We start from the raw sequence: 15,870 nt of genomic DNA on the forward strand, positions 1-15,870 counted from the left end.
TGACGCTCTTGCTGTTAGGTCAGATGCTATTGCCTTGGATAGGAACCAAGAACCTTGAAGTAGGCACAACGATGCTGCAATTGTTCCAGTGCGGTTACAACCGCAGGATCGTGCTGATGCCCTTCGATGTCAACGTAAAAATAATATTCCCACTGCCCGGTGCGCGCGGGCCTTGACTCGAAGCGAGACATCGATACACCATTTTCTGAAAGCGGTGCGAGCATCTTGTAGACAGCACCTGCTTCATTGGGAACAGCCAGGATCAGACTGGTTTTGTCGCGCCCACTCGGCAAGGTGTCGATCTGCCCGATTGCCAGAAATCGCGTCCGGTTCAACGGGTCGTCCTGAATACCCTCTGCGACGATGGAAAGCCCCCATGCGCGAGCGGCAATATCGCTTGCGATCGCTGCAACGCCCGGATCGGATGCTGCAATTCTGGCCGCTTCTGCGTTGCTTGCCACGGGCTCCCGATTGAGCGCCGGCTGATTCATGCCAAGCCAGTGCTGGCACTGAGCCAGCGCCTGAGGATGAGCCAATACCCGGGTCACACCCTCTGTCGTTCCGGACTGGGTCAGTAGACAGTGCCGTATCAGGATTGAATGCTCACCAATGATACTCAACGGAGAGTGCAATAGCAGATCGAGCGTCCGATTAACCGCCCCTTCGGTGGAATTCTCTACCGGAACAATACCGATGTTGGCTCCGCCAGCTTCGACGGTCCTGAAAACCTCATCAAAGTTCGGACAGGGCACTCCGACAATCGCACTTCCCATGAATTCAAACGCAGCCTGCTCGGAAAACGAGCCTGCTGGTCCCAGATAGGCTACCCGGATCTCCTGCTCCAGACCTCTGCACACCGAGATAATCTGTGACCAGATTGCTTCGACGGACTCTTCTGAAATCGGCCCTTTATTCTGGCCCTGCAAGGCGCGTATCACTTGCGCCTCCCGCTCGGGCCGGAACACCGGGCCTTGTTCGTTGTGAGCATGTTTGATGTCGCCCACCGCTTGCGCAGTTCTGGCACGCTCATTGATCAACTCGAGGATCTGGCTATCCAGCGAATCAATCCTGTTTCGCAGGGGCAGCAACTTCACTTGCAACTCTTTATCCATGGGTCCGCTCAAACGATTCGAGATATTCAATCAATGCCATCACACCCTCCAGAGGCATGGCGTTATAAATGGAGGCTCTCATCCCGCCTACACTCTTGTGACCCTTGAGTTGCGCCAGACCGCGCTCCCGTGCGCCATCCAGAAAGATACCATCGAGCGTGGTGTCAGGCAGAAAAAACGGCACATTCATGCGAGAGCGAAACTGCGGATGCACCGGCAGCTGATAAAAATCCGACCGATCAAAGAACTGATAGAGGCGTCGGGATTTTTCCTGATTGACCTTCTCGATCGCATCAAGCCCACCCTGCTTGAGCAACCACTTGAACACAAGCCCCGCGATATAGATCGAGTAGGCTGGCGGCGTGTTGAATCGGGAGCGCTCTTTTGCGACATTTGCGTAATCAAACGCAGACGGGCATATCGGCAAGGCGTGGCCCAGCAGATCACGGCGCACGACCACAATAGTGACACCAGCCGGTCCCGCATTCTTCTGCGCACCTGCATATAGCATCCCAACCCGGTCTAACGGCATCGATCTGGACAGAAAATGCGAAGAAGCGTCCACCACCAACTCAACATCCCCCGCGCCAAGCGCTCGCATGCGCCGGGCATCTGGCCAGTCCATGAACTCGACTCCGCCAATGGTCTCATTGCTGCAGATATGCAGGAAAGACGCATCCGGACGAACCTGCCATTGATCGACTGCTGGAAACCAGGCCCACGGCTGCCAGGTTCGCCCATCCTGATTCAGTTCAGACTCACTCGAAGCAACAACGCTCACATCACCGTACTTGCGAGCTTCAGTCGCGGACTTTCTTGACCAGATCCCGCTCAGCACGAAATCCGCCTTATGACCATCACGGAGTCCTATCAGGTTCATGGGAACGATCGCGTTCTCGGCAGTCGCTCCTCCCTGCATGAAAAGGACAGCGAACTCGTCACCGATACCTAGCAACTCGCGCAGATCGTCCTCGGCTTCGTCGCAGATCCGGGTGAACTCCGGGCCACGGTGGCTCATCTCCATGACGGACATCCCGCTGCCGTTCCAGTCCAGCATCTCCTGGGCCGCCTGTTGCAGTACTGATTCAGGCAATGCGGAAGGCCCCGCCGAAAAGTTCCAAAGCCGCGCCATCACACTTCTCCCGGATCCTGGGTCTTGTCTACATCATCAGATGGCTGACCAGACTCAGGAGACTGTTGGCCATCCTGTTCGTCGGACGGATCAGTATCTTGCAAGTCTTCGTCACCAGCATCGTCGACATCACTCTCGACAACACGCCGAACACCTGTCAATCTCGACCCATCGCCAACACTGATCAGCGTGACACCCTGCGTCGCACGCCCCATCTCCCGGATCTCGGACACACGAGTACGCACCAACACCCCACCGTTTGTGATCAACATGATCTCGTCAGACTCTGACACCAGCACGGCACTCACCAGCTGGCCATTACGTTCAGAAGACTGAATCGCAATCATGCCCTTGGTTCCGCGTCCGTGGCGAGTGTAGTCCGAGACCGGGGTACGCTTGCCATAGCCGTTCTCGGTGGCCGTCAGAACAGTCCCCTGCTCTGCGCTCGACACGATCATCGCAATGACTTCCTGACCCGACTCAAGCGACATGCCGCGTACACCACGGGCGGTGCGCCCCATTGGCCTGACGTCATTCTCATCAAACCGGACAGCCTTGCCTGCATTCGAGAACAGCATGACATCGTGCTGGCCATCGGTCAGTTCCGCGCCGATCAGGTAGTCGCCCTCGTCCAGAGATACGGCGATAATTCCAGCTTTTCTGGGATTCGAAAAATCCGAAAGAGGTGTTTTCTTGACCGTACCCCGGGATGTTGCCATGAAGACCGTGTACTCGTCGCTGAAGGCCTTGACAGGCAACACCACGGTCACCTTTTCGCCATCCTGCAGCGGGAACATGTTCACGATCGGACGTCCACGCGATGTCCGTGACCCCTGCGGAACCTCCCATACCTTGAGCCAGTAAACACGGCCATGATTCGAGAAGCACAGCAAAAAGTCGTGCGTGTTGGCGATAAAGAGCTGGTCGACCCAATCATCATCTTTGGTTGCTGTCGCCTGCTTGCCACGGCCACCGCGGCGCTGCGCCCGGTATTCCGACAGCGGCTGACTCTTGATGTAGCCAGTGTGCGAAAGTGTGACCACCATGTCGGTGGGCGTAATCAGATCCTCGGTGTCGAGCTCGGTTGCGTTGTGCTCGATTGAAGAGCGGCGTGCATCCTTGGCATTGGTCGCAAACTCGAGACGGATCGTTTCAAGCTCGTCAGCAATGATTGCGGTGATGCGCTCAGGACGAGCAAGAATATCCAGCAGATCCGAGATGGTATCCATCACTGAACGATACTCGTTCAGGACCTTGTCCTGCTCAAGCCCGGTCAAACGCTGCAGGCGCATGTTCAGAATTTCCTGCGCCTGGACTTCGCTCAACCGGTAAAGGCCGTCTGACTGCAATCCGAATTCCGCCAGCAACCCGTCGGGCCGGTAAGCCTCCCGACCACCTGTGGCCTGATTGTCGGCCCGGCTCAGCATTTCACGGACCAAAGACGAGTCCCAGCGGCGGGTCATCAGCTCCTGACGCGCGACCACAGGAGTCGGCGCCGCTTTGATGATGGCAATAAAGTCGTCGATATTTGCCAGCGCGACTGCAAGACCTTCAAGAACGTGCCCCCTTTCGCGGGCCTTCCTGAGTTGGAACACCGTTCGACGTGTAACCACTTCACGCCGATGCGACAAAAAGTAGTCAACCATCTGCTTGAGATTTAACAGGCGCGGCTGGCCGTCAACCAGGGCCACCATGTTCATGCCGAAGGTGTCCTGCAACTGCGTATTCTTGAATAGATTGTTCAGGACGATATCCGGGGACTCGCCTCTGCGTAACTCAATCACCAGACGCATGCCATCCTTGTCGGACTCGTCACGGATGTCGGAGATTCCCTCAATCTTTTTCTCGTTGACAAGTTCGGCAATCCGCTCTTGCAGCGACTTCTTGTTCACCTGATAGGGCAACTCATCAACGACGATGGATTCGCGGTTACCGCGATCCATTTCCTCGAAGTGTGTCTTGGCGCGCATGATCACGCGTCCACGTCCGGTTCTGTAGCCCTCACGAACGCCACTCATCCCGTAGATGATGCCACCCGTCGGAAAATCGGGCGCCCGGATGAACTCGATCAGCTCATCAATCGAACATTCAGGATGCCTCAGTGAATGCAGGCAGGCATCGACCACCTCGCCCAGGTTGTGAGGAGGAATGTTGGTAGCCATGCCGACCGCGATACCGGAACTGCCGTTGACCAGCAAATTGGGAAGCCGGGACGGCAGAAGGAGCGGCTCATGTTCACTGCCGTCATAGTTTGGTCCAAAATCGACCGTTTCCTGGTCGATATCGGCCAGCAACTCATGCGCAATCTTGGCGAGACGGATTTCGGTATAACGCATCGCCGCTGCGCTGTCGCCATCGATCGAGCCAAAGTTACCCTGGCCGTCAACCAGCATGTAACGTAATGAAAAGTCCTGGGCCATACGAACAATCGTGTCGTAGACCGCCTGGTCCCCGTGCGGGTGATACTTACCGATCACGTCACCAACAATACGTGCCGACTTCTTGTAAGCCCGGTTCCAGTCGTTGTTGAGCTCGTGCATGGCGAAAAGAACTCGCCTGTGCACGGGCTTGAGACCATCCCGGACATCCGGAAGCGCACGCCCCACAATCACGCTCATCGCGTAATCGAGATAACTGCGACGCATTTCGTCTTCCAGAGAAATCGGAAGCGTTTCCTTTGCAAAGGAATCCATAAAGATCAGGCCCAAATACTGTGTTGACCGACGACCCGAAACAGAGGGGCCGCGCGAGACTAGAACAAACGGTAGATTCTACACCCTCGACCCTTTGATGACGCAGTGCGGAACTTCAAACAGGATTTATGGTCAGTCGGCAAGAGGGTTGAGGCACTCTTGTTACATTTGTTGCCAAAATCCAACAAGAACAGTCGTGAATCCCACAATTTTGCTTCTTGGGTCGCCTCGTTGCGGTTACAGGGCTAGAAAAAGAACGTAAATGGCTTAACATTCAACTCAACACGCAGGAAACCCAGTGTGTAAACCTTTTTAATCAGCTCTTAGCGTTGTTATACTGGCCCCGTTTCCTGAATTGCGGCGGGGGTTCGCTGCGAGTCATTTATCCAGCTTTAAGCTCAACGAGGAGAAACATGAACAAACCCTCCAAATTCGCTCTGGCACTCGCTGTTGCTGCCGTGACGGCATCAGGTGCGGCTTCCGCGCAGACCAACGACAACTGGCGCAGCAACTTTGGCGATGTATGGCGTAGCAACTATGGCCTTTGCTGGCAAGACAACTTCTGGACACCGGCTACCGCCGATCCGTCCTGCGTAGAGAAGAAGTCGGCACCTGTCTCGAGCAAGGTTGTTTTTAACGCCGATACGTTCTTTGACTTTGACAAGTACAACCTCAAGCCGGAAGGCCGTCAGTTGCTTGATCAGGTTGCACAGCAAGTCAACAACATCAACCTCGAAACCGTTATTGCTGTCGGCTACACCGACTCCATCGGTACCGAAAAGTACAACCTTGGCCTGTCCGAGCGTCGTGCTAACGCTGTGAAAGCCTATCTGGTTTCCAAAGGCGTTCCTGCCAACCGTATTTACACGGAAGGCAAGGGCGAGGCCGACCCGATTGCTTCAAACGCAACCGCAGCTGGTCGCGCCAAGAACCGTCGCGTCGAGATCGAAATCGTTGGTACGCGCAAGAACTGATTGCCCGCACCCTCGTTTTGAGAGAGACCTCCTTCGGGAGGTCTTTTTTGTTTGGGAAGATAACAGCACAATCACCACAGAGTACGGTCCAGAAGGGCTGTTTAACACCGCAAGGATCGCAGTCGCCTGCTCCCCTGTCACTACCGCAGTCATTACCGCAAGCCCCAACACGGAGATAAGCCTTTTCAGGATGCGTGAATCGACTCCCCTACAATAGCAATTGATCAAGCAAACACATCTCACGCTCATCAGGTATTTGTGCTTGACCAAATGCCCTCCCTTTTACCCGGCTCCGGCAATTCAACGGCCTGGCCGCTTTCTTCTGCGAGTCATTCATGACGCAAACTGAACAACCCTCAGCTCCGACAACACATCAGTCGACAAATGTGAGCCAGGCAGAGATCGACAAGTTCAGTGCCCTGGCATCCAAGTGGTGGGATCCAAACAGCGAATTCAAGCCCCTGCATGCAATCAATCCTCTGCGGCTTGAATGGATCAAGCAGTTTCTGTCCGGAGACTCCAGCCAAAGAGGGAGAAGTTCGGACGAATCGCCAATGGCTGGACTCCGCTGCCTTGACGTTGGATGTGGTGGAGGCATTCTGGCCGAAGCAATGGCCCGCGAAGGTGCTAAAGTCAAAGGCATCGACCTGGCACAGAAGTCACTCACGGTGGCAAGGTTGCACAGCCTGGAGTCTGGTGTCGAGGTCGATTACCAGACCGTTGCCGTTGAAGACCTTGCCTTGCAGGAGCCAGAACAATACGACGTTGTTACCTGCATGGAGATGCTTGAGCATGTTCCAGAACCAGGTTCGATCGTCCAGGCTTGTGCAAAACTGGTCAAACCGGGCGGTTGGGTTTTCTTTTCAACAATCAACCGTAATCCGAAGTCATTCCTGTTTGCCATTATTGGCGCAGAGTATGTACTCAACCTGCTGCCACGCGGAACCCATCAGTGGGATGCGTTCATCAAACCAAGCGAGTTGAGCGGCTCAGCCCGTTCCAGCGGACTGGAGATCCAGGAAATAAAAGGCATGACTTACAATCCGGTCACCGAGGTATACAAACTAGGCCCGGATACTAGTGTCAACTACCTGATGGCAACGCGCCGCATCTGACACATTGACCGGAATTTTCCTGCAAAATAAAGGTATACTTAATTCTCCTTAGTAACCAGTAGCAGGATGTTTCTAACCCACCATGAAATCCAACTTGTTGACCTATAAGGGATACCACGGCTCAGTCGAGCCGTCACTGCGCGAAAAACATCTCAAGGGTCGCGTTCTCTTCATCCACGAAGATGTGTGCTATCAATCCCAGACTCTTGATGGCATTCGTAAAGCCTTCGAAAACGCAATTGATGATTATCTGGCCCGTTGTCTGGCTACCAACAAGGTGCCTGAACGCCCTTTTCGAGGTCAGTTCAATGTTCGGGTCACCCCGGACCTTCACAAGTCCGCCGCGCTCCGGGCTGAGCAAGAACGTACGTCTCTGAACAGTATTGTCGTCAACGCACTCAGAGCCTACCTCTCTGAAGCAACAGTCAATCCTCAGACACCTTCTGCATCTTTCACCTAATCGAAGCGATCATTCCAGAGGGTCGTCATCCAGGCCCTCTGGACTCTCCTCACCCTCGTCCATCCGCGAACCTCCTTGCGCCAGATGCCTCGGATACAACCACGATCCGATCTCATCATCACGCCAGACTCTCCCCCTTCATGCACATTCTCTGCTCGACGTGATCAGTGACTATTCCATCACCTGAAGCGGTTGTTCTCGCCCCCACACATGTGCTGGCCAACTTACCGAACCAACCTGATATCAACAAATGAAACGCTGGGCCGTACAATCGCACGATCATAGACACAATCTGGCAGGGGAAGCATGAGCATACTGGTTCTATTTGATTTCGACGGAACATTTGCCGACACGGCACCAGACATGGCAGCGGCCGCAAACCGGCAGCGCGTCAAACGCGGTCTCGCGCCATTACCAGTTGGATCTTTGAGACCATTTGTATCGATGGGGGCACGTGGCATGGTCAAGGCATCTCTTGACCTGGATCCAGACCATCCAGAGTTCGAGCAGGCCAAGCATGATTTCCTGGCTGACTACGAAGCCAACAGTACTGATCAAACACAGATATTCGAAGGTATCGATGAATTGTTGGAGAAGATTCGCGGTGCGAACATGCAATGGGGAATCGTAACCAACAAGATCACCCGTTATGCAATGCCTATCGTCGAGTGGTTAAATGTGCCAGATTGCGCTGTTCTGGTCTGTGGTGATACGACCGCCTACGCCAAACCCCACCCTTTACCTCTGCAGCATGCTGCGAAACAAGCCGGTTTTGAACCAGAGCGTTGCATCTACGTCGGAGACGATCTTCGGGACATACAGGCGGCCAAGGCTGCCAGCATGGCGTCGATCGCTGCTGCTTACGGTTATTGCGGAGTTGAACACCCGATTACAACATGGCAGGCTGACCGGACGGTGAACCATCCAAGCGAAATCTGGGCAAACGTTCTGGACGTCATGCAAACCCGCTGATCACCAGTCCGAGTCGCTTGTAAACCTGGGGATTGAGCACCTGAACTGAACTGCTGTCTGGATCTGGTTCGGCTCAGCGCGAGTTGGTTTCTGAACCACCCATGCTGGCACATGGCATTTAGCGACTCATAAGCTGCAGTCTGGACAGCCTCCAGGCGACAAACGCAGCCAGTGCGGCTTTAATCATGTCACCAGGTACAAACACCAGGACTGCCATTGCAGCCTGAGCAAGCGACATCCCCGCCACCCCTGAAAGCCATGGAATACCGACAGCGTAGACAGCCAGGATGCCTCCAAAGACACAAGCCATGAAATATCGCGCCAACAACAGCACATCTGAATCTGTGTTAGCCCGTCTTGCAACCAGCCCGATAATCCACGCACCCAGCACAAATCCGAGCAGGAACCCGCCTGTCGGGCCCGCCAAAACCGCAAGTCCTCCTCGTCCTCCGGGGAGAATCGGCAGACCGAGCACGGCCAGACCGACATAAAGCAGGACCGCCAGCGCCCCCAGGCGTGGTCCAAGCACAAGACCTGCGAGCATCACACCCAACGTTTGCAGGGTGATCGGAACAGGCACGACTGGCACCGGAATCGGAGGGACCAGCGCAAAAGCAGCAATCAGGGCAGCGAAGAGCGATACATAAACCAGGCTGCGAGTTGAGAATGTCGAAGTCATAAGGCTCTTTCAAAAACCGGCGTGAGCAAAGATGGAGCGAAGTGTATCAGTCCGAGAGGCCTCTTGCATCCAGCGTCTCGGCAACTTCCTGGGCCCTGCTCAAGGTCCTTGCAAGCATGGGAACGAGCAAGGCATGAGGGCGCGCGCGCAAACCTCGTGCCGTTTGGGCCTGCTGAATCTCATCCCATTGCTCACGCAAAACTGGCAGGAACCGCACCATCATCCCGAAGGCAAGCGCAACCTTGGAAGGGTTGACCCAACCCAGTTTGCCAAGCGGCATCAAGAACCGTTCGATGGCACTCATCATCGCCGTGACTGGCGTAGTACGCATCACAATCATCGCCAACGTAATCAGAGCGATCAGCCTTGCAATCGTTGCAACTGCCGCGCCAGGACCCTCTAGCCATGCGCTGTACGCACCAAGAGCCAGGATCATGAAACCAAACCACAAAAGCCCCGATTGCGCTGGCTGAAGAGGCCCGGACTGTGATGGGCCACGGCCGAGCAGCAGCCAGAACAACACACTGATCACAGCACTCCCTGTTAGCCAGTACGGGCTTTCCAAAGCAACAAGCACAGTGCTGGCAAGCAGGAGGAGGAGCAACTTCAGGCCAGCTGGGCACATACGGAAAAACCGCAGCAACGGCGTTTCTGAACCCATGCCGCCTGAGCAGCTTTCACGTTCTTTTCCAATCGTCATTCAATCTCACCCTGTCTCACGTCACCCGTACATCCGGACATACCACGGTACAACCTTATCCGGCGCTCCGTCGTGGACAATCCCCCCATCTGCGACCACCAGCACTCGATCAAAAGTCTGCAACATCGGTAGATCGTGCGTGACCACCCAGGCTGGCTGTTCAATCTCGCTCAGGATGGAAATCAGGCGGTTCCGGTAGCGAAGGTCAAGCTGCGTGGTAGGCTCATCCAGAATCAGCAAACGGGGCTCGACACACAGAACCGTTGCAAGCGCAACCAGTTGCTTCTGACCACCAGACAAGGTGTGAACGGGTCTGTCCGCAAGTTCCAGAATATCGAGCCGGGCGAGAGTCGACTCGATTCGCTGACTTCGCTGCTCCGCATTCTTGATATGCACTTTCAAACCGAAATCCATATCCTCGCGAACAACTGGGAACACGATTTGATTATCCGGGTTCTGAAAAAGAAAGCCGACCTGCCGTCTGACTATCTTTTGATGCTTCTGCACATCCAGTCCATCGACTCTGACCTGTCCCGAAAACGGTGCAAGTAATCCGTTTACGAGTCGGATCAGGCTACTTTTTCCGGCACCGTTTGGACCAATGATGCCGACGCGGGATTGCATGATGGTCAGATTCAAACCCTTTAGTATTTCCACTGAGTCTCGCTGGAACTCGACGTCATCGAACTCGACTAACATGTAGGAACCGGCCAGAACCGTCTAGCTAAAGAACTTTTTATTAAATTGGATGTCGAAGCTGCCATATGCAAAAAATCCAGAAACCAGACGCCGAATGGCGTGAAGAACTCTCACCCGAAGCGTACTACGTGACACGACAGAAAGGCACGGAACGCGCCTTCACTGGCGAGTTCTGGGACCATCGCGCAACCGGTATATACCGCTGTGTGTGCTGTTCAACGCCTCTGTTTGCGTCAGACACAAAGTTTGATGCTGGTTGTGGCTGGCCAAGTTACTTTGCGCCTCTCAACCCGGAGAATGTGCGCGAGGAGGCGGACCACAGTCATGGCATGGTTCGTACCGAGATTCTATGCAATATTTGTGACGCCCATCTCGGTCACGTGTTTCCGGACGGGCCGCCCCCAACCGGACTGCGATACTGCATCAACTCGCTATCACTCACGTTTGAGGCCGTAGACGAATGAAGAAATTTCTCTTCGACCTCTTTCCCCTCATCCTGTTCTTCATTGCCTACAGGGTGGCTGACATTTACGTGGCAACCGGCGTTGCCGTGATCGCCGCAGTAGGACAGATTGCGTATATCAGGCTATCTGGCAAGCCTGTCGAGCCCATGCACTGGATAAATTTTGCAGTGATTGTGGTGTTCGGCGGCGCAACACTCTGGCTACAGAATGACGTTTTCATCAAGTGGAAGCCAACCGTCCTCTACTGGATGTTTGGTGCCATACTGCTAGGCTCGCAGATTCTGCTCAAGCGCAATCTCCTGCAAAAGCTACTCGCAGAAAAAGTTTCGCTTACCCCGTCCGGGTGGAATGGCCTGAACATGAGTTGGTCGTTGTTTTTTCTGGGGGCTGGTGCGTTGAACCTGTTTGTTGCCTTCTCCGGATTTTTTAGCGAGTCCGCCTGGGTTAATTTCAAGGTCTTCGGCCTCATGGGGCTGCTTGTTGTGTTCGTGATCCTCCAGTCACTCTGGCTTGGCCGACACATGACCGAAGCCGCAGACCTACAAACGGAGAATTCCAAGAATGACCAATCCTCATGAAACTCTGTTACGGGAACGTCTGGCGGCGCTAGACCCTGAGTACCTCCAGATCGTGGACCAATCTCACCTGCATGCAGGACACGCAGGAAACCAGTCCGGGGCCAGCCATTTTGAAGCTCACATTGCAACCAAACAATTCGAAGGAATGTCAAAGGTCGAACAGCATCGTCTTGTTTACGATCTGGTCAAAGACCTGATGCCACATCCCATACACGCACTTTCCCTCAAACTCTCTCATTCAACATCTGCACCAACCAAAGGAAATCAATGAAACGTTTTGCTATGACCCTCGCCGCTGTCGCTTTTGCAGTGCCCGTCTATGCCCAGAATCTCGCAGTCGTGAACGGAGAGCCCATCACCCAGAAAAGCTATGACCAGTTCATCCAGCTTCTGGTCAGCCAGGGTGCTCCGGACACCCCGCAACTACGCGAGCAGGTCAAAGAAGAGATGATCAATCGCGTGATCATGGTCCAGGCCGCTGAGAAGGCAGGCGTCTCCGATGACCCGGCCGTTCATACCGAGCTGGAGCTGACTCGTCAGGGAATTCTGGTACGTGCTCTGATGTCAGAATATCTCGAGAAGAATCCTGTCACACAGGAAAAGATCCAGGCGGAGTATGACAAGCTGAAGGCTGAGCATGGCCAGGATGTCGAGTATCAGGTTCGCCATATCCTTGTTGAAGAAGAGAGCCTGGCCAATGACCTGTTAAAACAGATCAAGGACAAAAAGGCGAGCTTTGAAGAGCTTGCAAAGGAACACTCCAAGGATCCCGGTAGCGCAGCAGAAGGAGGCAGTCTCGGATGGGCTCAGGCCGAGAATTACGTCGCCCCCTTTGCAGAAGCTGTCAAGTCAACACCCAAGGGCCAGATGGCCGACAAGCCCGTCCAGAGCCAGTTCGGATGGCACATCGTTGAAGTCATTGATGAGCGCCCGATCGAATTCCCTTCATTCGATCAAGTCAGCACTCAGCTTCAGGAAATGATGCGTGAAGAAGAACTCGCCAAGTACCAGCAAAAGCTCAGAGCAGACGCAAAAATCGAAGAGTGAGTGAGTCTGACTTCATAGCATAGTCTCACCAGAACAAAAGCCCCATCTGATACCAGGTGGGGCTTTTGTTAGTCTGGTTCTGTTTGGCTCTGGTCAGCCAGACCTGGCGAGCAAGGACTTGAGCTGATCTTCATCAAGAATGATGACACCCAGTTGCCTGGCCTTTTCAAGCTTCGAGCCTGCTTCCGAACCAGCCACGACATAGCTCGTTTTCTTCGAGACTGAGCCCGTGACCTTTCCACCCGCCTCGAGAATTGCCTGTGTGGCTTCTTCCCTTGTCCAGCCAGGTAGCGTTCCAGTCAGCACAAACGTCTTGCCAGCAAGCTGATCCGACTGTGCAGTTGATTGTGCAGCTTGTTGCGGAACAACTCCGTGCGCAAGCAGATCCGCGACAACCTCCCGATTATGCGGCTCCGCAAAAAAATGCTGGATCGACTTTGCCACGACAGGACCAACATCAGAAACGGCCAGCAACGCATCTTCATCAGCATCCATGAGTGCCTGTATGCACCCAAAACTTTGGGCCAGATCCCGGGCAGTGGTCTCTCCGACATGGCGTATGCCCAATGCATAAATAAACCTGGCCAATGTTGGTTGTGCTGCCGCATTGATTGCGTTGACCAGATTCTGAGCTGATTTGCTGCCCATTCTGTCAAGGGCTTCAAGTTCCTCCACCTTCAATGTAAAGACATCTGCCAGCGTCCGGACACGCCCGGTATCCACCAGCTGCTCGACCAGCTTGTCTCCAAGACCATCAATATCAAGCGCCTTGCGACTAACTGCGTGTATCAGGCTTTGCTTGCGCTGGGCCTGGCAGACCAGCCCGCCGGTACAACGCGCGACAGCCTCACCCTCAGGTCTCTCAATCGCAGATCCACATACGGGACACGCATTGATCATCTCGAAGGGAGTCGCGCCTTCGGAACGCTTCTCCAGAACGGGTCCGAGCACCTCCGGAATGACATCGCCCGCACGTCGAACGACCACCATATCGCCAACACGCACATCCTTTCTGCGAATCTCGTCCTCATTGTGCAGGGTAGCACTGGTCACGGTGACGCCACCGACGAACACTGGTTCGAGTCGTGCAACTGGTGTAATCGCGCCAGTACGTCCAACCTGAAACTGAATATCAAGCAGTCGGGTCGTCACTTCCTGAGCCGGAAACTTGTGCGCCAACGCAAACCGAGGTGCACGGGCAACGTACCCCAGGGTTCGTTGTGCCGCGAGAGCATTAACCTTGTAAACCACACCGTCGATGTCGTAGAGCAATCGCTCCCGCTTACCCCCTACTTGCTCGTAAAAGGCCATCAGCCCTTTGGCTGAACGTACACACTGGTGTTCTGACACATTCACCGGTAGCCCGAGCTGAACAAACCAGTTGAGAATATCTTCGTGTCTTTCTGGGAGCGCTTCACTGACCTCGCCCCAGCCATACGCAAAAAACCTCAATGGCCTGCGTGCGGTCACTGCGGGATCAAGTTGACGCAGACTACCCGCAGCAGCGTTGCGAGGGTTGACAAACACCTTCTCCGAGCGTTCCGCCTGCCGCTCATTCAGACGCCGAAAGTCCGCCAGATTCATGAAGACTTCGCCACGCACCTCCAGTATCTCGGGCACACCCACTGAGTTCGGACCATTCGGTTCAGACTTTAGGCGTAATGGGATGGACTTGATCGTCTTGACGTTTGCAGTGACGTCCTCGCCAGTCTGGCCATCCCCTCTGGTTGCGGCTTGCACCAGCAATCCGTTCTCGTACCGCAAACTGATCGCAAGGCCATCGAGTTTGAGTTCACAAAAATACTCTACATCCTGCCCTGGATGAATCAGACCCGCTTGACGCAATGTATCTGACACCCGTTTGTCGAACGCAATCACTTCCTGCTGTTCAAACGCATTACCCAGGGAAAGCATCGGTACCTGATGGACGACGGTCGCAAACCGCTCAGAGGGTTTGACACCGACACGCTGGGTGGGCGAATCTGGTGTCACCAGCTCAGGATGCTGCACTTCCAGCGATTCCAGTTCACGCATCAGATTGTCGTACTCGGCATCTGAAACGGTCGGTGAGTCCTGTAAATAATACGCACGGTTATGCTGTTCAATCTGATCGCGCAGCGTACGCACGCGCTCAAGAATATCAGGTGCTGTCATCTGGTTATTTATTTTCTGGTCAGAAATCAGGCAAACACTCGCCTGGCCCGCTCGCCACCGGCCGTGAGTCCTGCTGCCTCGAGCTGACCGTACAACTCTCGCAGACGCTCATCAATGGCAGCTTCGGCACCCTGGGCAAGTGGTTTGCCCTGATCATCAACCAGGACTGCACCAAGTCGTCTCGCAAGTTCGGTACCAACATCCACCATGCGAGCAAAAGAAGCCTCCGCGGCCGGACTGCGCGGCACATCCAGCAACAGGCTAAGCTTGTCGATCAGTGCACCTGCCTCGAAAGGATGGCCATCAAACCGGTTCAGGGTGAAGCAGGCAAGCCCATGCTCACCGACCCAGGCCAGCTCGCCCTCATGCTCGATGAAACCCATACCCATTGCGCACTGGATAAAGTCCTCTGTGTCTCTTGCCTCCTCGAGCAACAGATTCAGACCAACCTGCATGTCAAGATCCGCACACACGCCATCAAGGGTCTGTGCCTTTTCTATCACTTCGTTCTGATCACGGCCCTCCACCCGAGCTTCAAGCTCTTCTGCCAACGCGCCCACCTTGCCCCACAATTGTGACCATTCAATCGCTGACAGCGGCCCTGCGCGGTTCGCGAGCAAGACCGCAAGGTGTAACGCCATATACTTCTCGGTTGGATTGACTCGGGTTGCAAGTACGCCTTGATCCGTCTGCGCAAACATTCGAACTGGCCTGGGCCCCAGCGAGCGGACATCCTTCAATGAAGCGGACAATTCCTCGCCCAATTTGGGTGACGTGAACACTATTTCAATCACTTCTTCAATCACCGGATCGGGCTCCTCGATCCGCTCTGCCTCATCGACTGTTTCTCCTTGCGGGTGACTGTTCGAGGCCAGGTTATCAGGCTCGTTTGCAAGCCCGAAATGCGTCAGATCTGGCTCCTTGCGGCTGTCGGAGGATCCTGACTCACGCAATAACGGGTCATCATCGACCACCGGCATATGTTTCTGCATCTTCTGGCTGACGCGACGGTCCTGCCACCAGTTGTAGACGACCACTCCCAGGATGACTAGTACACCCAGAACAATCAGACTGACCTGTAGTTCACTCAT

At 54.6% G+C, this 15,870-nt stretch carries 16 protein-coding genes; 8 read left to right on the top strand and 8 right to left on the bottom strand.

Features of this window, described 5'->3' with window-relative positions:
- Nucleotides 1-26: 26 nt before the first annotated feature.
- From pheA to gyrA, 3 genes are read right to left on the bottom strand one after another with little or no spacing between them, the layout of a single operon-like run.
- Nucleotides 27-1,112 (bottom strand): prephenate dehydratase, encoded by a 1,086-nt coding sequence (pheA, locus tag DBV39_RS10360; protein WP_108621465.1) that lies wholly within the window; start codon nt 1,110-1,112, stop codon nt 27-29.
- A complete protein-coding gene (gene serC / locus DBV39_RS10365) occupies nt 1,105-2,244 on the bottom strand; it encodes a 3-phosphoserine/phosphohydroxythreonine transaminase (protein ID WP_108621466.1) in 1,140 nt (379 codons plus the stop codon). Before serC ends, pheA begins: the two co-directional genes overlap by 8 nt.
- A complete protein-coding gene (gene gyrA / locus DBV39_RS10370; protein WP_108621467.1) occupies nt 2,244-4,937 on the bottom strand; it encodes a DNA gyrase subunit A in 2,694 nt (897 codons plus the stop codon). The genes serC and gyrA overlap by 1 nt, the downstream gene beginning before the upstream one ends.
- 413 nt (nt 4,938-5,350) lie before the next feature.
- Between gyrA and ompA the strand changes: the two genes are divergently transcribed.
- The 4 genes from ompA to DBV39_RS10390 all read left to right on the top strand — a co-directional run bounded on the left by ompA (nt 5,351) and on the right by DBV39_RS10390 (nt 8,458).
- Complete coding sequence (ompA, locus tag DBV39_RS10375) at nt 5,351-5,911, top strand: outer membrane protein OmpA (RefSeq protein ID WP_108621468.1); 561 nt, start codon at nt 5,351-5,353, stop codon at nt 5,909-5,911.
- 335 nt (nt 5,912-6,246) lie between these two features.
- The gene (gene ubiG / locus DBV39_RS10380) at nt 6,247-7,026 is read left to right on the top strand and encodes a bifunctional 2-polyprenyl-6-hydroxyphenol methylase/3-demethylubiquinol 3-O-methyltransferase UbiG (protein ID WP_108621469.1); all 780 of its coding nucleotides are present in this window, start codon (nt 6,247-6,249) and stop codon (nt 7,024-7,026) included.
- Nucleotides 7,027-7,108: 82 nt separating this feature from the next.
- The gene (locus DBV39_RS10385; protein WP_108621470.1) at nt 7,109-7,486 is read left to right on the top strand and encodes a type II toxin-antitoxin system HicB family antitoxin; all 378 of its coding nucleotides are present in this window, start codon (nt 7,109-7,111) and stop codon (nt 7,484-7,486) included.
- A gap of 306 nt (nt 7,487-7,792) precedes the next feature.
- Nucleotides 7,793-8,458 carry an HAD family hydrolase gene (locus tag DBV39_RS10390; protein WP_108621471.1) on the top strand — a complete coding sequence of 222 codons (666 nt, stop codon included), beginning with the start codon at nt 7,793-7,795 and terminating at the stop codon, nt 8,456-8,458.
- Nucleotides 8,459-8,576: 118 nt separating this feature from the next.
- On the opposite strand, the gene DBV39_RS10395 is transcribed toward DBV39_RS10390, so the two are convergent.
- From DBV39_RS10395 to DBV39_RS10405, 3 genes are read right to left on the bottom strand one after another with little or no spacing between them, the layout of a single operon-like run.
- Nucleotides 8,577-9,137 carry a biotin transporter BioY gene (locus DBV39_RS10395; RefSeq protein WP_108621472.1) on the bottom strand — a complete coding sequence of 187 codons (561 nt, stop codon included), beginning with the start codon at nt 9,135-9,137 and terminating at the stop codon, nt 8,577-8,579.
- Between the two features lie 46 nt (nt 9,138-9,183).
- Nucleotides 9,184-9,837 carry an energy-coupling factor transporter transmembrane component T family protein gene (locus DBV39_RS10400; RefSeq protein ID WP_108621473.1) on the bottom strand — a complete coding sequence of 218 codons (654 nt, stop codon included), beginning with the start codon at nt 9,835-9,837 and terminating at the stop codon, nt 9,184-9,186.
- Between the two features lie 21 nt (nt 9,838-9,858).
- Nucleotides 9,859-10,536: an energy-coupling factor ABC transporter ATP-binding protein gene (locus tag DBV39_RS10405; protein ID WP_108621474.1), complete on the bottom strand. Its 678-nt coding sequence runs from the start codon at nt 10,534-10,536 to the stop codon at nt 9,859-9,861.
- Between the two features lie 65 nt (nt 10,537-10,601).
- Between DBV39_RS10405 and msrB the strand changes: the two genes are divergently transcribed.
- The 4 genes from msrB to DBV39_RS10425 are packed head-to-tail and all read left to right on the top strand — an operon-like array spanning nt 10,602 to nt 12,625.
- The gene (gene msrB, locus DBV39_RS10410; protein WP_108621475.1) at nt 10,602-11,000 is read left to right on the top strand and encodes a peptide-methionine (R)-S-oxide reductase MsrB; all 399 of its coding nucleotides are present in this window, start codon (nt 10,602-10,604) and stop codon (nt 10,998-11,000) included.
- Nucleotides 10,997-11,578, top strand: a complete 582-nt coding sequence (locus DBV39_RS10415; protein ID WP_108621476.1) for a septation protein A — start codon at nt 10,997-10,999, stop codon at nt 11,576-11,578. Before msrB ends, DBV39_RS10415 begins: the two co-directional genes overlap by 4 nt.
- Nucleotides 11,562-11,849, top strand: a complete 288-nt coding sequence (locus tag DBV39_RS10420) for a BolA family protein (protein ID WP_108621477.1) — start codon at nt 11,562-11,564, stop codon at nt 11,847-11,849. Before DBV39_RS10415 ends, DBV39_RS10420 begins: the two co-directional genes overlap by 17 nt.
- Entirely contained in the window at nt 11,846-12,625 is a 780-nt protein-coding gene (locus tag DBV39_RS10425) for a peptidylprolyl isomerase (RefSeq protein WP_108621478.1), read from the top strand. Before DBV39_RS10420 ends, DBV39_RS10425 begins: the two co-directional genes overlap by 4 nt.
- A 93-nt stretch (nt 12,626-12,718) precedes the next feature.
- Here the strand turns inward: DBV39_RS10425 and ligA are convergent, their stop codons facing one another.
- Together ligA and DBV39_RS10435 are read right to left on the bottom strand one after the other, a co-directional pair.
- Entirely contained in the window at nt 12,719-14,779 is a 2,061-nt protein-coding gene (gene ligA, locus DBV39_RS10430) for an NAD-dependent DNA ligase LigA (RefSeq protein WP_108621479.1), read from the bottom strand.
- 26 nt (nt 14,780-14,805) lie between these two features.
- Entirely contained in the window at nt 14,806-15,870 is a 1,065-nt protein-coding gene (locus tag DBV39_RS10435) for a cell division protein ZipA C-terminal FtsZ-binding domain-containing protein (RefSeq protein ID WP_108621480.1), read from the bottom strand.

It is taken from the genome of Orrella marina, assembly GCF_003058465.1.
Lineage (GTDB): Bacteria > Pseudomonadota > Gammaproteobacteria > Burkholderiales > Burkholderiaceae_B > Algicoccus > Algicoccus marinus.